General features: G+C 71.3%; 14 protein-coding genes. 7 read left to right on the forward strand and 7 right to left on the reverse strand.

What is annotated here, in order from left to right:
• Window positions 1-95: 95 nt before the first annotated feature.
• From LL239_RS12560 to LL239_RS12570, 3 genes are all read right to left on the reverse strand, one after another.
• Entirely contained in the window at window positions 96-1451 is a 1356-nt protein-coding gene (locus LL239_RS12560; RefSeq protein ID WP_228163901.1) for an APC family permease, read from the reverse strand.
• Between the two features lie 216 nt (window positions 1452-1667).
• Window positions 1668-3062, reverse strand: coding sequence for an aspartate aminotransferase family protein (locus tag LL239_RS12565; protein ID WP_228163781.1), 1395 nt, complete (start codon window positions 3060-3062; stop codon window positions 1668-1670).
• Window positions 3059-3529: an Lrp/AsnC family transcriptional regulator gene (locus LL239_RS12570; protein ID WP_228163782.1), complete on the reverse strand. Its 471-nt coding sequence runs from the start codon at window positions 3527-3529 to the stop codon at window positions 3059-3061. Before LL239_RS12570 ends, LL239_RS12565 begins: the two co-directional genes overlap by 4 nt.
• 192 nt (window positions 3530-3721) lie before the next feature.
• Here LL239_RS12570 and LL239_RS12575 point away from each other — a divergent pair, with 192 nt between their 5' ends.
• Window positions 3722-4447: a HEAT repeat domain-containing protein gene (locus LL239_RS12575; RefSeq protein WP_228163783.1), complete on the forward strand. Its 726-nt coding sequence runs from the start codon at window positions 3722-3724 to the stop codon at window positions 4445-4447.
• Window positions 4448-4453: 6 nt separating this feature from the next.
• On the opposite strand, the gene LL239_RS12580 is transcribed toward LL239_RS12575, so the two are convergent.
• The 3 genes from LL239_RS12580 to LL239_RS12590 are packed head-to-tail and all read right to left on the reverse strand — an operon-like array spanning window position 4454 to window position 8750.
• Entirely contained in the window at window positions 4454-5878 is a 1425-nt protein-coding gene (locus LL239_RS12580) for an aminobutyraldehyde dehydrogenase (protein WP_228163784.1), read from the reverse strand.
• Window positions 5875-7236, reverse strand: a complete 1362-nt coding sequence (locus LL239_RS12585) for an aspartate aminotransferase family protein (RefSeq protein ID WP_228163785.1) — start codon at window positions 7234-7236, stop codon at window positions 5875-5877. The genes LL239_RS12580 and LL239_RS12585 overlap by 4 nt, the downstream gene beginning before the upstream one ends.
• Window positions 7237-7262: 26 nt before the next feature.
• Window positions 7263-8750 (reverse strand): CoA-acylating methylmalonate-semialdehyde dehydrogenase, encoded by a 1488-nt coding sequence (locus LL239_RS12590; RefSeq protein ID WP_228163786.1) that lies wholly within the window; start codon window positions 8748-8750, stop codon window positions 7263-7265.
• 99 nt (window positions 8751-8849) lie between these two features.
• On the opposite strand from LL239_RS12590, the gene LL239_RS12595 reads away from it, so the two are divergent.
• From LL239_RS12595 to LL239_RS12605, 3 genes are all read left to right on the forward strand, one after another.
• Window positions 8850-10505, forward strand: a complete 1656-nt coding sequence (locus tag LL239_RS12595; RefSeq protein WP_445241965.1) for a PucR family transcriptional regulator — start codon at window positions 8850-8852, stop codon at window positions 10503-10505.
• 52 nt (window positions 10506-10557) lie between these two features.
• A complete protein-coding gene (locus tag LL239_RS12600) occupies window positions 10558-12198 on the forward strand; it encodes a cellulase family glycosylhydrolase (protein ID WP_228163788.1) in 1641 nt (546 codons plus the stop codon).
• Between the two features lie 80 nt (window positions 12199-12278).
• Complete coding sequence (locus LL239_RS12605) at window positions 12279-14252, forward strand: ArnT family glycosyltransferase (RefSeq protein ID WP_228163789.1); 1974 nt, start codon at window positions 12279-12281, stop codon at window positions 14250-14252.
• Between the two features lie 12 nt (window positions 14253-14264).
• Here the strand turns inward: LL239_RS12605 and LL239_RS12610 are convergent, their stop codons facing one another.
• The gene (locus LL239_RS12610; protein ID WP_228163790.1) at window positions 14265-15062 is read right to left on the reverse strand and encodes an alpha/beta fold hydrolase; all 798 of its coding nucleotides are present in this window, start codon (window positions 15060-15062) and stop codon (window positions 14265-14267) included.
• 57 nt (window positions 15063-15119) lie between these two features.
• Between LL239_RS12610 and LL239_RS12615 the strand changes: the two genes are divergently transcribed.
• From LL239_RS12615 to LL239_RS12625, 3 genes are all read left to right on the forward strand, one after another.
• Entirely contained in the window at window positions 15120-15689 is a 570-nt protein-coding gene (locus tag LL239_RS12615; protein ID WP_228163791.1) for a mismatch-specific DNA-glycosylase, read from the forward strand.
• A 75-nt stretch (window positions 15690-15764) separates the two neighbouring features.
• On the forward strand, window positions 15765-16061 hold the full coding sequence (locus LL239_RS12620; RefSeq protein WP_228163792.1) for a DUF1905 domain-containing protein: 297 nt from the start codon (window positions 15765-15767) through the stop codon (window positions 16059-16061).
• A 12-nt stretch (window positions 16062-16073) separates the two neighbouring features.
• Entirely contained in the window at window positions 16074-16526 is a 453-nt protein-coding gene (locus LL239_RS12625) for a prepilin peptidase (RefSeq protein ID WP_228163793.1), read from the forward strand.
• The last annotated feature ends 13 nt before the right edge of the window (window positions 16527-16539 follow it).

The raw sequence follows: 16539 nt of genomic DNA on the forward strand, positions 1-16539 counted from the left end.
GCGCGACGGACCGGCGGACACGGCAGACCCATGGCGGAACGTGGCGGCCGCGGCATCCCTCCGAAGAAGGATGCCGCGGCCTCAGCGGTGCGGCGTCAGATCTCCGAGCGCGGGCCCGGGACCGTCTTGTTGACGCCCGTGACCGGCTGGTTCTCGTCGAACGACGCGATGGGGCGCCGGAACCCGCGGGTGAGGATGACGAGGTAGACCACGCCGATGCCGGTCCAGATGAGACCGCCGATGAGGGCGTGTCCGTCCAGGTTCACCCAGAGCAGCCCCGTCAGCAGCATGCCGATCCCGGGCATCACGATGTACCGGAAGATGTCGCCCGGCGTCTTGCGCAGACCCTGGCGGACCGCGAACCACGCGATGACCGAGATGTTCACGAAGGTGAACGCGATCAGGGCGCCGTAGTTGATGTACGCCGCGATCTGCTCGAGCGTGAACGAGATCGCGAGCAGGCTCACCAGGCCCACGATGATGATCGAGATCGTCGGGGTGTGCGTCTTGGGGTTGATGAACCCGAAGATGCGGCGGGGCAGGACGTTGTTACGGCCCATCACCATGAGCATGCGCGACACCGAGGCGTGCGAGGCCAGCCACGACGCGAGCGTCGCCGCGAAGCCCGCGGCGGTGAGCACGGCCTGCAGCACGGGACCGCCCACCTGGACACCGATCTCGGGCAGCGTGCTGTCCTCGATGGCCTCCGGCGGGAAGGCGGCGGAGTCCGGGAAGCGCAACTGCGTCACGTACGAGGCGATGAGGAAGATCACGCCTCCGGCGACGAGCGTCAGCACGATCGCACGCGGCATGATCTTGGGCGTCTTCGCCTCCTCCGAGTACATCGACACCGCGTCGAACCCGATGAACGAGAAGCACACGATCGTGGCGCCCGCGAGCACCGCACCGAACTGGACCTCGCTGTGGACGAAGGGGGTGAGCGACACCGGCGTGCCGGCTCCGGCGCCGCCGACCAGCTGGACGACCACCATCACGACGAAGACCGCCATCACGAGGATCGAGAACACCAGCAGGATCATGTTGACGTTCGAGGTGCCCCGCATGGTCAGGTAGATGACGCCCGTGACGCCCGCGGTGAAGACGACCACCCAGATCCAGCCGGGGATGTCGGGGAAGAGCGCCTCCATGTAGCTGCGCAGGATCAGGGCGTTCACCATCGGCAGCAGCATGTAGTCGATCAGCGCGGTCCAGCCGACGACGAAACCGACGCCGGGATGGATCGACTCGCGAGCGTAGGTGTAGGCCGACCCGGCGCTCGGGATGGCGCGGACCATCTTGCCGTAGCTGACGGCGGTGAACACCAGCACGACGAGGGCCACCGCGTAGGCGGCGGGCACGACGTTGCTGGTCTCCTCGGCGACGAGGCCGAAGGTGTCGAAGACGACGGTCGGGGTCATGTAGCCGAGCCCCAGACCCACGATCGACCACAGGCCGAGGGTGCGGGCGAGCTTGGCTCCCGAACTGGACGGGGGCGCCACAGTGGCGCCGATGTTCTCGTTCGTGGCTTCTCCTGGAGGGTGCGGGTCGGGATCGGCGGATCCGACCGGATGAATGATGTCGGGTAGAGCGTCTGGTGCACCGCTCGGGATGGGAGCGGATGACGGGGGAGCGGATGCCACCGGGGTGGGGTGGCATCCGCTCGACCGTCAGAGGCGCGTCCAGGCCTCGGTGAGGACCGAGCGCAGGATCTGCTCGATCTCATCGAACTCGGACGGACCGATCGTCAGGGGCGGGGCGAGCTGGATGACCGGGTCGCCCCGGTCGTCGGCGCGGCAATAGAGACCGGCGTCGTACAGCGCCTTGGAGAGGAAGCCGCGCAGCAGACGCTCGGACTCGTCGTCGTCGAACGTCTCCTTCGTGACCTTGTCCTTGACCAGCTCGATCCCGAAGAAATAGCCGTCGCCGCGCACGTCGCCGACGATCGGCAGATCGAGCAGCTTCTCCAGCGTCGAACGGAACACGGGGGAGTTCGCGCGCACGTTCTGCAGCAGCCCCTCCTCTTCGAAGACGTCGAGGTTCTCCATCGCGACCGCCGCGGAGACGGGATGGCCGCCGAAGGTGTAGCCGTGGGGGAACGAGGCGTCGCCGTGCGCGAACGGCTCGTACACGCGATCGCTGACGATCGTGCCGCCCAGCGGCGAGTATCCGCTGGTCACCGCCTTGGCGAACGTGATCATGTCGGGCTGGTAGGAGTACGCCTCCGCGCCGAAGTAGTAGCCGAGACGGCCGAAGGCGCAGATGACCTCGTCGCTGACGAGGAGGACGTCGTACTTGTCGCAGATCTCGCGCACACGCTGGAAGTAGCCGGCCGGGGCGGGGAAGCATCCGCCGGCGTTCTGCACCGGCTCGAGGAAGACCGCCGCGACGGTCTCGGGGCCCTCGAACTGGATCATCTGCTCGATGCGGTCGGCCGCCCACAGACCGAACTCCTCGGGCGTCCCGCCGCCGAAACCGGACTCCTCGGCGCGGTAGAAGTTCGTGTTGGGCACGCGGAAACCGCCGGGGGTGACCGGTTCGAACATGTGCTTCATCACGGGGAGGCCCGTGATGGCCAGGGCGCCCTGCGTGGTGCCGTGGTAGGCGATCGCGCGGGAGATGACCTTGTGCTTGGTCGGCCGCCCTTGCGTCTTCCAGTACTGCTTGGCGAGCTTGAACGCCGTCTCGACGGCCTCGCCGCCGCCGGTGGAGAAGAACACGTGGTTGAGGTCGCCGGGGGCGAGGTGCGCGATGCGGTCGGCCAGTTCGATGGCGGCCGGGTGCGCGTAGGACCACAGCGGGAAGAACGCCAGCTCCTCGGCCTGCTTGGCGGCCGCCTGGGCGATGCGGCGGCGGCCGTGACCGGCGTTGACGACGAACAGGCCCGAGAGACCGTCGATGTATCGCTTGCCCTCGGCATCCCAGATGTGGTGTCCCTCGCCCTTGACGATGATGGGGACCCCGGGACCCTCGGTCATCACCGACTGGCGCGCGAAATGCATCCAGAGGTGGTCGCGGGCCTTGGCCTGGAGGTCGGTGTGCAGGTCGATTTCGTGAAGCGTCATCGCGTTCCCCAGTTGTAGAGCTGTCGGTGGAGTTTCAAGTACACGAACGTCTCGGTGGCCACGACGTCGGGCAGCGACCGGATGCGGTCGTTGAGCAGGTCGATGAGGTCGTCGTCGCTCTCGCACACCACCTCGACGAGAAGGTCGAACGAGCCGGCGGTGGAGACGACGTATGTCACACCGGGCAGTTCGGCCATCTCGGCCGCGACCACGCGGGTGTCTCCCGAGACCCGCACGCCGATCATCGCCTGGCGGGCGAAGCCGAGCTGCAGCGGATCGGTGACCGCGACGATCTGGAGGATGCCCGCGTCCTGCATCTTCTGCACGCGCTGGCGGGTGGCCGTCTCGCTCAGGCCGACGGCCTTGCCGACCTCGGCGTACGAGCGGCGGCCGTCCTCCTGGAGCTGTTCGACGATGGCCTTCGACACACTGTCGAGGACAGGGCGTCGATCGGCGGGAATGCTCATGATGGGCGACGGTATCAGTCGTTCATCCGCCGTTTCAATGATGGATTTGACTTTCACCAGGCCGTAACAACGCGGAAACCGTCGTTCATAGAACCGGGGATGCCTTCACGGACGCGGGTCGGGCCCCGGAGCGGTCGACGCGGGTGGCGGCGGGTGGCAAGCTGTGCCGGGCGACGGAAGGACGGACCGCGAATGAACGACGGCGACATCACGGCGGGTCTGCGCGCCGCCCTCGAACGCGCGGATGCCTCGGAACGGTTGCGCGCGGCCATGGACGCCGGCACGCGCCCGAACCACGCCTTCATCGATGTCCTGGTGGCCCGGTGCGCCGTCGAACCGGACTTCTTCGTCCGCGACATGCTCACGTGGGCTCTCACGCGGCACGACCCCTCCGCCGTGGTGGCCGCGATCCTGCCCGAACTCGGGTCGCCCTTCCCGCAGGCCCGGAGCCAGGGGTTGCACACGCTGTCGAAGATCGGCGACCCGGCGACCTGGTCTGCGATCACCCCCGCGCTGCTGCACGACGAGGAGTCGGCCGTGGCGCGCGCGGCATGGCGGGCTGCGGCCGGCCTCGTGCCGGACGGGGAGCGCGCCGCCCTCGCCGACGCGCTCGCGACGCACCTGGGCCGGGGCGACATCGAGACGCGGCGAAGCCTCAGCCGCGCGTTCGTCATGATCGGCGAGGAGGCGGGTGCGGCGGTCGACGTCGCGGCGGGGTCGGAGGACGAGGGCGTCCGCGTCCACGCCCTCGCGACGCGTGCGCTCATGGACGACCCGGATGCCGGCTTCGAGGGCGCCGTCGACCACGCGCGGCGCGTCGCGGCTCTCCGGGACGCGCCGGCGGCGGGCGATGCGACGGCGGCGGGCGATGCGACGGCGTCGGACGGCCCCGACGCGGCGGAGCCGCCCGACGCCTGAGAGGCGTCAGGCGAGGCTGGACATCACGTGCTTGATGCGCGTGTAGTCCTCGAAGCCGTACACCGAGAGGTCCTTGCCGTAGCCGGAGTGCTTGAACCCGCCGTGCGGCATGTCCGACACGAACGGGATGTGCGCGTTGATCCACACGCACCCGAAGTCCAGGTCACGGCTGAAGCGCATCGCCCTGCCGTGTTCGCGCGTCCACACCGATGCCGCCAGCGCATACGGCACGTCGTTGGCCATCGCCAGCGCCTCGGCATCGTCGTCGAACGACTGCACCGCGAGGACCGGGCCGAACACCTCCTGCTGCACGAGCTCGTCGTCCTGCCGCAGGCCCGTGACGATCGTGGGCGCGAAGAAGCAGCCGGTGTCGCCGACGCGGTGTCCGCCGGTGGCCACGCGCGCGTGCGCGGGCAGCCGGTCGACGAACCCCTGCACCCGCGCCAGCTGATCGGGGTTGTTCACCGGTCCGAAGAAGGCGGCGGGGTCGTCGGGAGCACCCGTGCGGACGTTCTCTGCGACGTAGGTCACGAGGCGCTCCACCAGGTCGTCGTGCAGCGACGCGTGGACGAGCACGCGCGTCGCCGCCGTGCAGTCCTGTCCGGCGTTGAAGAAGGCGGCCTGCGCGATCCCCGCGGTCGCGGCCTCCAGGTCGGCGTCGGGGAAGACGATCGCCGGGGCCTTCCCGCCGAGTTCCAGGTGCACGCGCTTGACCTGCCGCGCCGCGGACTCGGCGACCTGCATGCCCGCGCGCACCGAGCCGGTGATCGCCACGAGCTGCGGCGTGGGGTGCTCGACCAGCGCCCGGCCGGTCTCGCGGTCGCCGAGCACGACGTTGAGCACCCCCGGCGGGAGGATCTCGGATGCCAGTTCCGCCAGCCGGACGGTCGTCTGCGGCGTGGTCTCGCTGGGCTTGAGCACGACGGCGTTCCCCGCCGCGATCGCCGGCGCGATCTTCCAGATCGCCATGTTCAGCGGGTAGTTCCACGGCGTCACCTGCGCGACGACGCCGATCGGCTCGCGCCGCACGTACGAGGTGAACCCCTCGGCGTACTCCGCCGCGGCGCGCCCGTCGAGGTCACGCGCGGCTCCGGCGAAGAACCGCAGCTGGTCGACGGACTGATCGATCTCGTCGGCGACGAGCGTCGCGCGGGGCTTTCCGGTGTCCTCCGACTCCAGGTCGGCGAACTCCTCGGCGTGGTCGGCGAGCGCGTCGGCGAGACGGAAGAGCGCGAGCTGCCGCACGGCCGGCGTCGTCAGCCGCCACGACGCGAAGGCGCGGGATGCCGCCTGGAAAGCGGCATCGACCTCTTCCGCGGTCGCGCACGGCGCGTGCGCGTAGACCTCGCCCGTGACCGGGCTCACGAGGTCGAGGAGCCGGCCGGTCGACGGCGTCGACACGCCGTCGACGACGTTCTGCAGGATCCTCACGACGCGGCCGCCTCGTCGGCGATGGCGAGCGCCTCGTCGATGATGTCGAGGCCTCGGACGAGTTCGTCCTCCGTGATGACCAGCGGTGGGGCGACGTGCACGCGGTTGAAGTGCGTGAACGGCCAGAGGCCCGCCTTCTTGCACGCGGCGGCGAACGCCGTCATGGGTGCCGCGTCGGCGCCGGCCGCGTTGAACGGCACGAGCGGCTCGCGCGTCTCGCGGTCGCGGACGAGCTCGATCGCCCAGAACAGGCCGCGTCCACGCACCTCGCCGATCGACGGGTGCTTCTCGGCCATCTCGCGCAGGCGCGGGCCGACGACGCGCTCGCCGAGGTCGCGCACGCGCTCCAGGATCCCGTCGCGGCGGAACACCTCGAACGTCGCGATGCCGGGAGCGCACGCGAGCGGGTGGCCCGAGTACGTCAGGCCGCCGGGGAAGGTCACCGTGTCGAAGTGGCTCGCGATGGCATCCGAGATCACCACTCCGCCCAGCGGAACGTAGCCGGAGTTGATGCCCTTCGCGAAGGTGATGAGGTCGGGCGCCACGTCGAACGCGTCGACGGCGAACCACTCGCCGATGCGGCCGAAGCCGACCATGACCTCGTCGGCGATGTAGACGATGCCGTACTTGTCGCACAGCGCCCGCACGCCGGGGAGGTAGCCGGGCGGCGGCACGAGGACGCCGTTCGTGCCGACGACGGTCTCGAGGATGATCGCGCCGATCGTCGAGGCGCCCTCGAGGATGATCGTCTGCTCGAGGTGCTCGAGCGCACGGGCGGTCTCCTCCTCCTCGGATGCCGAGTGGAACGCCGACCGGTACGCGTACGGCCCGAAGAAGTGCACGACCGAGGCGTCGGCGGGCTCGTTCGCCCAGCGGCGCGGGTCGCCGGTCAGCGTGATGGCCGTGGAGGTGTTCCCGTGGTAGCTGCGGTACATCGCCAGCACCTTGCGTTTGCCGGTCACGAGGCGCGCCATGCGGACGGCGTTCTCGTTGGCATCCGCCCCGCCGTTGGTGAAGAACACCTTGGACATGCCCGCGGGAGCGACCTCCGAGATGAGCCGCGCCAGTTCGCCCCGCGTGCGGTTGGCCATGGCGGGCTGGATCGTGGCGAGGTCGCCCGCCTGGCGCTGGATGGCCTCGATCAGGTCGGGGTGCTGATGGCCGAGGTTGAGGTTCACCAGCTGCGACGAGAAGTCGAGGTAGCTGTTGCCGGCGTAGTCCCAGAACGTCGAGCCCTCCCCGCCGGCGATCGGGAGCGGATCGATGAGCGCCTGCGCGCTCCACGAGTGGAAGACGTGCGCACGGTCGTCGGCGCGGACCTGCGCGTCGGCGGCGAGGTCGGGGGAGGTGAGGGTCATCGTCATTCCTTTCCGGATGCCGCGTGTCAGTGGTTGCTCGGGAAGCCGAGGCTGATCTGGCTTTCGCTGGGGTCGGGCCACCGGGTGGTGACGACCTTGCTGCGCGTGTAGAAGTGGATCGATTCGGGGCCGTAGATGTGCGAGTCGCCGAAGAGCGAGTTGCGCCACCCGCCGAACGAGAACGCCCCCACCGGGACGGGGATCGGCACGTTGACGCCGACCATACCGACCTCGATGTCGAACTCGAACTGGCGCGCGGTGCCGCCGTCGCGCGTGAACACGGCGGTGCCGTTCGCGAACGGGCTGGTGTTGATCAGCTCGACGGCCTCGTCGTAGCTCGTCACGCGCACGACCGAGAGGACGGGCCCGAAGATCTCGTCGTCGTACACCTTCATGCCCGGGGCGACGCGGTCCACAAGCGAGACGCCGATGAAGAAGCCGTCGCCCTCGAACTCCTGCGTCGTACCGTCGACGACGACCTCGGCTCCCTCGTCCGCGGCTCCCGTGACGTACGAGGCCACCTTGTCGCGGTGCTCACGGGTGATGAGCGGGCCCATCTCGCTCGTCGCATCCGTGCCGGGGCCGATCTTCAGACCCTCGATGCGCGAGGCGACCTTCTCGATCAGGGCGTCGGCGACGTCGTCGCCCACCGCCACGAGAACCGACACGGCCATGCAGCGCTCGCCGGCCGAGCCGTACGCGGCCGAGACGGCGGCGTCGGCGGCCGAGTCGAGGTCGGCGTCGGGCATGACGACCATGTGGTTCTTCGCGCCGCCCAGGGCCTGCACGCGCTTGCCGTTGTCGGCGGCACGCGAGTAGATCGACTTCGCGATCGGGGTGGAGCCGACGAAGCTCACCGCGCGGACGGCGGGGGAGTCCAGCAGCGCGTCGACGGCGACCTTGTCGCCGTGCACGACATTGAGCACACCGGCGGGGAGACCCGCCTCCTCGTACAGCTTCGCGAGGAAGACGGCGGCCGAGGGGTCCTTCTCGCTGGGCTTGAGCACGACGGTGTTGCCGCAGGCGATCGCCGAGGCGGTCATCCACAGCGGCACCATCGCGGGGAAGTTGAACGGGGTGATCGCGGCCACCACACCGACCGGCTGCTTCACCGAGTGCACGTCGACGCCGCGGCTGACCTGCTCGGCGTGCTCGCCCTTGAGCAGGTGCACCAGGCCCGCGGCGAACTCGACGTTCTCGATGCCGCGGCTGATCTCGCCCTTGGCATCGGAGAGCACCTTGCCGTGCTCGGCCGTGATGATCGCGGCGAGCTCGTCGGTGCGCTCGACGAGGAGGTGGCGCAGCCGGAAGAACACGTCGGCGCGCTTGATGAGGCTCGTGGCCCGCCACGCGGGGAGGGCCGCCGCGGCGGCGGCGATGGCCTCGTCGACCTCCGCGGCGGAGGCGAACGCGACCTGCGCCTGCACGGCACCCGTGGCGGGGTCGAAGACGTCGCCCGTGCGCTCCGCGGCACCGCGGGCTTCGCCGTTGATGTGGTGGTGGATGACGGTCATGCGGATCCTCCTCGAGATCTCGGCCGGCCGGACAGATCGACCGGGGGCGCCGTAGGGTGTTCACTGCCGATTCTGCGGCAGAGAGACGGGGGAATGCGCGTGGCTGATCGTCGCAAAGACGGGCACTCTCGGACAGATCGTCCGGATGTCGCCGGATCACTCCCCGAGCGCGGTCTTCCCACGCTCGCCGAGGTGCTGGAGTCCTCGGCCCTGACCGCGGGCGCGCCCGAGGTGCTCGTGGGGGGGACGGCGCTCTCGGCGCCCGTGCGGTGGGTGCACGTGTCCGACAGCCCGGGAGTGGCGCGGCTGCTCGAGGGCGGCGAGCTGTTGCTCACGACGGCCTCGGCGTGGCCGGCCGAACCCGCGGATCTCCGTGCGCTCGTGGCCGAGTTCGTGCGGGCGGGCCTCGTCGGGATCGTGATCGAGCTCGGCGCCCACTACCGCTACGTGCCCGCCGTCGTGGTCGAGTCCGCGGCCGAGGCGGGATTGGCACTGATCGCCCTGCACCGCGAGATCAAGTTCGTGAGCGTGACCGAGGAGGTGCACCGACGCATCATCGACGACCAGACGGCGGCGTTGCGGGCGCGTGACGACGTGCGCACGCTGTTCACATCCCTCGCGCTCCGGGGCGCTCCCGCCGACTACATCGTGGAGCGCCTCGCGCACACGCTCGGGGCGCCCGTCGTCCTGGAGTCGCTCGCGCACGAGGTCATCGTGGCCGAGCTCGCGGATGCCGACCCCGCCGTGCTGCGCGACTGGCAGGAGAGGTCGCGTCGATTCGGCGCCGACGGCGACGACGGTCGCTCGATCGTGCCGGTGGAGGCGCGCGGCATCCGCTGGGCGACGCTGGTCGCGCTCGCGGGCCCGGGGCATCCGGCCGGACGTCGCGCCGTGCTGGAGCAGGGCGCGACGGCGCTGGCGTTGGGGCGCCTCGCGGATCCGGACGGCGAGGATTGGGCGCGCCTGGGCCGACGCCGTTTGATGGACGCGTTGCTGGGCGGCCGCTACGGATCCGCCGAGGAGGTCGTGGCGCTGCTCAGCGCCGCGCACATAGACCTGCCCGGTGCGGTGCTGTTCGGCCTGGCCGCCGACGGAGCCACCGCCGCCGACGTCGAGGCCGCCGCGGTCGATCTCGGCGGCCGCGCCCTGTGCGGCTCGCCGCGGGGTGCGAGCGAGCGAGCCGCGGGATGGATGCCGGTGCTTCTGGCCGTCCCCGCGACGACGACGTTCGCCGGGGCGGCGGCCGAACGTTTCCGCGCGCGGCTGCGAGGAGAGGGACCGTCCCCCCGGCTCTCGATCGGACCGCGCGTGGACGACGGCTTCGGCGAGGCGGCGGTCGCCCGCGCGCTGGACTCGCTCGCGCAGGCGCTGGACCTGGCCGAGGTGGGCGATCTCCCCGAGGGCGAGGTGCACTGGGTCGCGCGGCATCCGCTCGTCCGCTTCGTGTCGTCGCTGCGGGGCGATCACAGACTCCTCGAGCACGGTGAGGACCTCCTCGCGCCGGTGCTCACCGCCCCGCCCGCGCGCCGGCGAGATCTGCTCGCGGCGCTCTCCGCGATCGTCGCGCACCCCGGCAACCGCACGGCGGCCGCCGCCGCGGCCCACGTGTCCCGGTCGGTGTTCTACCAGCGCCTCGACCTCGCCGAGCGGATGCTGGGGGTCGACCTCGACGACGGCGAGGTCGTGGCCGCCCTGCACCTCGCCCTCGTCGTGCACCGGGCGCATCGCTCACCCGGATCGACCGACCCGCGGTGAGCGTCACCGGAGGGCCGTGACCGTTACGATGACCGGGACGAGGGGCGCGGAGATGGCTGAGCGGCAGACGTGGGTGCGGCGCGTGTGGACGCGGGCGGCCGCCGTCGCCTCGGTCGCCGTCCTTCTGCTCGTCGGGTCGCTCGCCGCTCCCGCGGCCTCCGCCGCCACGCTGCCGGGCTGGCTGTCCACGCGGGGCTCGACCATCGTCACCTCCAGCGGCACCCCGTACACGATCAAGGCCGTCGCCTGGTTCGGCATGGAGACGTCGAACTGCGCTCCCCACGGGCTGTGGACGATCTCGCTCGACGAGGGCCTGGCGAAGATCGCGGCGATGGGCTTCACCACCGTGCGGCTGCCCTTCTCGAACGAGTGCCTGGCGGCGACGCAGACCACCTCGATCAACGCCGACGCCAATCCCGGCCTGGTCGGCCTGACGCCCCTGCGCCTCCTGGACACCGTCATCGCCCGGGCCAGAGCGCACGGGTTGTCGGTGATCCTCGACCGCCACCGGCCCGACTCGGGTGCGCAGAGCGAGCTCTGGTACACCGCGCAGTACCCCGAGAAGCGGTGGATCGACGATTGGACGATGCTCGCCGCCCGGTACAAGAACAACTCCACGGTCATCGGTGTCGACCTGCACAATGAACCGCACGGTCCGGCCTGTTGGAACTGCGGCGACCCCGCGCGCGACTGGCGCGCCGCCGCCACGCGGGCAGCCAACGCGGTGCTGGCCGTGAACCCGCGCCTGTTGATCGTCGTCGAGGGGGTCGAGCGTCAGAACGACGGCTCGAACACGTGGTGGGGCGGCGGGCTGAAGGACGTCCGCAGCGCGCCGATGACGCTGTCGGTGAAGAACCGCGTCGTCTACTCGCCCCACGACTATCCCGCCACGGTGCACGGACAGGCGTGGTTCTCGGACCCGCGGTACCCGGCGAATCTTCCGGCGCTCTGGGATGCCAATTGGGGCTACCTCGCGAAGGAGAACATCGCTCCGGTTCTGCTCGGGGAGTTCGGTACGAAGTTCGAGACCGCGAGCGACAGGGCCTGGTTGACGGCCCTGGTCGACTACGTCGCCGAGCGCAAGATCAGCTACGCCTACTGGTCGTTCAACCCCAACAGCGGCGACACCGGCGGCCTGCTCGCCGACGACTGGCGCACCACGCAGACCGCGAAGCTCGACGCTCTGCGTCCCCTCCTCGCGCCCGCGCCGCAGTCGACCCCGGCGCCGCGGCCCACCGCGACCGCGACGCCGAAGCCGTCGGCGACGCCGAAGCCGTCCGCGACGCCGAAGCCGTCGGCGACGCCGAAGCCGTCCGCGACGCCGAAGCCGTCGGTGACTCCCAAACCGTCGCCGACCCCGACGCCGACCCCGCGCCCCACGGGGAGTTCCGCGCCGGCGTCCGTCGCCGTGGCCTGGATCCCGCAGAGCGCATGGGCGACCGGGTACGTGAGCGAGTTCACGGTCCAGGCAGCGGGGCCGGTCGCTTCGTGGACGGTGTCATGGGAATCGCCGGGGGCGACGGCGGTGACCACCGCCTGGGGGATGACGTGCGGCATCCGCTCGTCGACCGTCACCTGCCGCGGCGATGGCTGGGCGGGCTCGCTCGCGGCCGGACAGACGGTCCGGGTCGGTCTGCAGGTGGCCGCGCCCGCGGCTCCGAGCGCGCCGCGACTGAGCGTGGACGCCGACTGACCGGCCGCTTCGCGGCATCCATCGCCCACCCATAGGCCCCGCTGGGCGGTGTCTCGTGCTCGGCTGCCTACGATGCGCCGGTGACCGCCGTTCTGAGCCTGCCGCAGACCCCGATCTCCCGCCGTGTCCCGGCCACCCGCGCGCGCGGAGGCGCCTGGCCGTGGGGTCTGGCCGTCATCGCCCTGGTGTCCCTGGTCCTCACCGCCTGGCAGGTGTGGGACGGAACGCCGTCGGAGTACTACGCCGCGATCGCGGTGTCGATGAGCCAGTCGTGGTCGAACTTCTTCTTCGGGGCCATGGACCCGGCGGGAACCGTCACACTCGACAAGATCCCGGGATCGTTCTGGATCCCGGCGCTCCTGGTGAAAGCGTTCGGGTACTCGGCCTGGACGGTGATCCTCCCCAACGCCCTCGCGGCCGTGGGGGCGGCACTCGTCACCGCCGTGACGGCGCGACGACTCGGCGGAGTCCGGGCGGGTCTGCTGGCCGGCGCGATCGTGGCGGTGACGCCGATCCTCGTCGCGGTCTCGCGCTCCAACCAACCCGAGTCGTTCTTCGTGCTCGGCCTCGCGATCACCGCCTGGGCGGCCGTCCGAGCCGTGCACTCACGCAGCTTGGGCTGGCTCGTGATCGCGGGCGCATCGGTCGGGCTGTCGTTCCAGTTCTACATGCTCGAGGCGTGGGCGGTCTGGCCCGCGCTCGCCGCGGCCTACCTGTGCACGGCGCAGTCCTGGGGGCGTCGGGTCGGACACCTGCTCGTCGCGGGTGTCGTCAGCGCCGTGGCCTCGCTGTGGTGGGTGGCGATCGTGGCGCTCATCCCGACCGGGAGCCGCCCGTACATCGGCAGCACCATCGGCAACGATCCGTGGGAGATGGTGTTCGGATACAACGGTCTCGGGCGGTTCGCCGCCACATCCGACAGCTCGGCGTACGAGTCGTTCACTCCGCCGTTCTCGGGCGAGCCGGGTCTGCTGCGCCTGTTCAACGCGCAGCTGGCCGGCCAGATCGCCTGGCTGATCCCGGCGGCGATCGTCTCGCTCGTCGTGCTGTGGCTCCTCCGCTTCCCCCGGGCTCTCACCCTGCTGCTGACGGTCTGGACGCTGACCTTCGTCGCGATGTTCTCGGTGGTCGCCGGGATGCACCAGTTCTACACGGCAGCCCTCGCGGTGCCCCTCGCGCTCGTCGTCGCGACCGCACTGGCCTGGACTGCGCGGAAAGGCATCATCTGGCCCGCGGTGACGGTCGTCGCGGTCGCGGCGGCGACAGCGGTCGGTATCGGGATCTCCGTCGGCGGGTACAGCCTCCCTGTGGCCATCGCTCAGGCGGCGGCGGCGGTCGCCGCGATCGTGCTGCTGCTCGCGCGTCAGCGCGCTCGCCTCGTCACGGCCGCCGCCCTGGTCGTGGGCCTGCTGCTCACCCCGGCGGTGTGGTCGGCGGTCACCATCGCCCACCCCAGCGCCATCAACCCGGTCGCCGGCGGGGTGTCGGAGACGGCGTCCGGTTTCGGCGGTCCGGGAGCCTTCGGCGGGCGCTCCGGCGCAGCGACGGGCGGGCAGAACATGTCCGCCGACGCGGGCGGGTCGCGGGCGTTCCCCGGTCCCCGCGGCGGCGCCGCACCGGGGCGCGGAAACGGCGGGGGCGCGCCCGGCGGGGCCGGTGCCGCGGGCGGGGCGGGGGCAGCGGGCGGGACCGGTGACACCGCCGCCCTGCTGACGTGGCTCGAGGAGAACCGTGACGGAGCGACGTATCTCGCCGCGGCCTTCGGGGCGCAGAGCGCCGCGCAGCTCATCGTCGCCTCCGACGGCGAGGCGGTCCTGCCGATCGGTGGATTCAACGGGACCGATGCGGTGCCGACCCTCGACCGTTTCGTCTCGCTCGTCGACAGCGGCGAGCTGCGCTTCGTCGTCGGCGGCGACGACCGGATGGGCGGGACCGCGGGGGCGACGGCCGACGCGGGAACCGCCGGGACCGCCTCGGCGCAGATCCGCACCTGGGTGCAGCAGAACTGCGCAGAGGCGTCCGGCGCGCCGGCCACGGTGTACGTCTGCGGCTGAGGCTGAGGCGGGTCAGATCTCGCGCGACAGGAACGCGATACCCGCCTCGCGGAAGGCGCGTGCTCCGGGGGCGTTCACGTGGTGTCGCCCCGGGATGTCGACGAACTCCCCCTGCGGCAGGAGTCGCGCCAGACGCGCGGACTGATCGTGGATGGGGTCCTCGGTGCCGGTGGCGATGAGCACCGGTTGCCGCGGGGGAGCGGCCGGGTCCGGATCGGTCTCGCCGAGCCGCATCCCCTCGGCGATCGCGACGAGTGCCCGAAGGTCGTTGCCGGGGACGCGTTCGGCCAGAGCCATGTAGCGCTGGGTGGTGGCATCCTGGACCGCCTCGCCGCGGTCGAGGAACGCCCGGGCCTGCTCGACCTGCAGCCGCGCGAGGGGGCGGCCGTCGGGGATGCCGCCCAGGACCGCCCGTTCGACGTGCTCGGGCGCGTCGACGGCGAGCTGCCAGCCGACGCGACCGCCGAGGGAATAGCCGAGGTAGCGGACCTGGTCGACCAGGTAGGTGTCGAGCACAGCGACCAGATCGGAGACGAGCGCGGTCATACGGTAGCTGTTCGCGTCGTGGGGCTTGTCGCTCAGTCCGTGACCGCGCTGATCCACCGCCAGTACGCGGAATCCGGCGCGCAGCAGGTCTCGGATCCAGCCGGTGTTGACCCAGTTGTCGCGCGTGCTGGACCCGAAGCCGTGCACGCACAGCACGGTCTCGGCATCAGGATCGCCCCAGGAGTACGTCGCGAGGCGGATGTTGTCGCCGACGATGACGAACTGCGGCGACGGGATCTCGGTGAGCGCGGGCACGGCATCCATCCCGCCGATCCTCCCACAGCCCTCCGCCGCGCGCGGTGAAGTGGTCATAGTGGTGTCATGGGGTATTCGCGCGCCGAGCTGCAGTCGTTCCGGGATGCCACGATCCCCGATCTCACCGGCCCGGGGCTCCGACTGCTGTTCGTCGGCATCAACCCCGGGCTGTGGACGGCTGCGACCGGCACTGCCTTCGCCCGCCCGGGGAACCGGTTCTGGCCCGCGCTCGTGGAGGCCGGGATCCTGCCGCGCCTGCCGGCCTTCACGGGGCCGCTCGACGACGCGGACCGCCGCATGGTCTTCGCCGCGGGAGTCGGGGTGACCAACCTCGCCGCCCGCGCCACCGCGCGCGCGGACGAGTTGAGTCGGGACGAGCTGCGCGCGGGCGCTGCGTCGCTGGAGACGCGCGTGGCCGCTCTCGCGCCGCGGGTCGTCGCGGTCGTCGGACTCACGGCGTACCGGCAGGGATTCGACCGCCCCCGAGCCGTCGCCGGACGGCAGGCCGAGGGCATCGGCGGCGTCATGACGTGGGTACTGCCCAACCCCAGCGGCCTCAACGCGCACGACACGGTCGCCACGCTCGCGCGGGCGTACGCCGAACCCGCGCGGGCGGCCGGACTCCTGCCGCGGTGACGGCTCCTCCCCGGGGAGAACGCGGCCGGGGCGCTCACGACGCCGGGTAGGGTGACGCCGTCGGGAGGAGACAGCGTGATCGTGGAGTTCGAGGGAGAGGTCTTCCGGTGGGAGGCGAGACTCGACAGCGACTGGTACTTCGTCGCGCTGCCGCTCGATCTCAGCGACGCCATCCGTGAGACGCAGACGTATCGGCGCGGCTTCGGCGGTGTCCGCGTCGAAGCGACGATCGGCGCGTCGACGTGGCGGACATCGGTGTTCCCCCAGTCCGACGGTGCGTACGTCCTCCCCCTCAAGCGGGCAGTCCGAGAGCGCGAGGGCATCGCGCCCACGGCGATCGTCCTGGTCGAGCTGTCCGTGCTGGACGCATAGCGGACCCCGCCCGTGCTCGGCGCCGCTCTCGCCGTGTTCGCGCTGCTCAGCGTCGTGCTCGCCGTCATCGACGTCCGTCGGCAGCGGCTCCCGCACGCTGTCGTGCTGCCGGGTCTCGCGTTCGCCCTCATCGTGCTGACCGCCGCCGCGCTCTCGGGAGGAGAGGGCGAGCGCATCCCGGGCGTGTGGGGCGGGGCTGCATCCGCGTTCGTCGTCTGTCTCGTGCCGCACCTGGTCCGGCCCGCCGGCTTCGGCGGCGGAGACGTCACGCTCGCCGCGCTCGCGGGTGCGCATCTGGGCTGGTGGGGACCGGATGCCGTGGTCTCGGGGCTCCTCGCGGGGTTCGCCTGCGGCGCGGCCGCGGCCGCGGGCGTGCTGTTGGCCGGAGCCCGGCGCACGGCCTTCGCGTTCGGACCCCCGCTGCTGCTCGGGACGTGGTGGACGCTTCTGGGCACCCTGACCTGAGCGCCTCGCCCGA

Source organism: Microbacterium testaceum (genome assembly GCF_020781835.1).
Lineage (GTDB): Bacteria > Actinomycetota > Actinomycetes > Actinomycetales > Microbacteriaceae > Microbacterium > Microbacterium testaceum_H.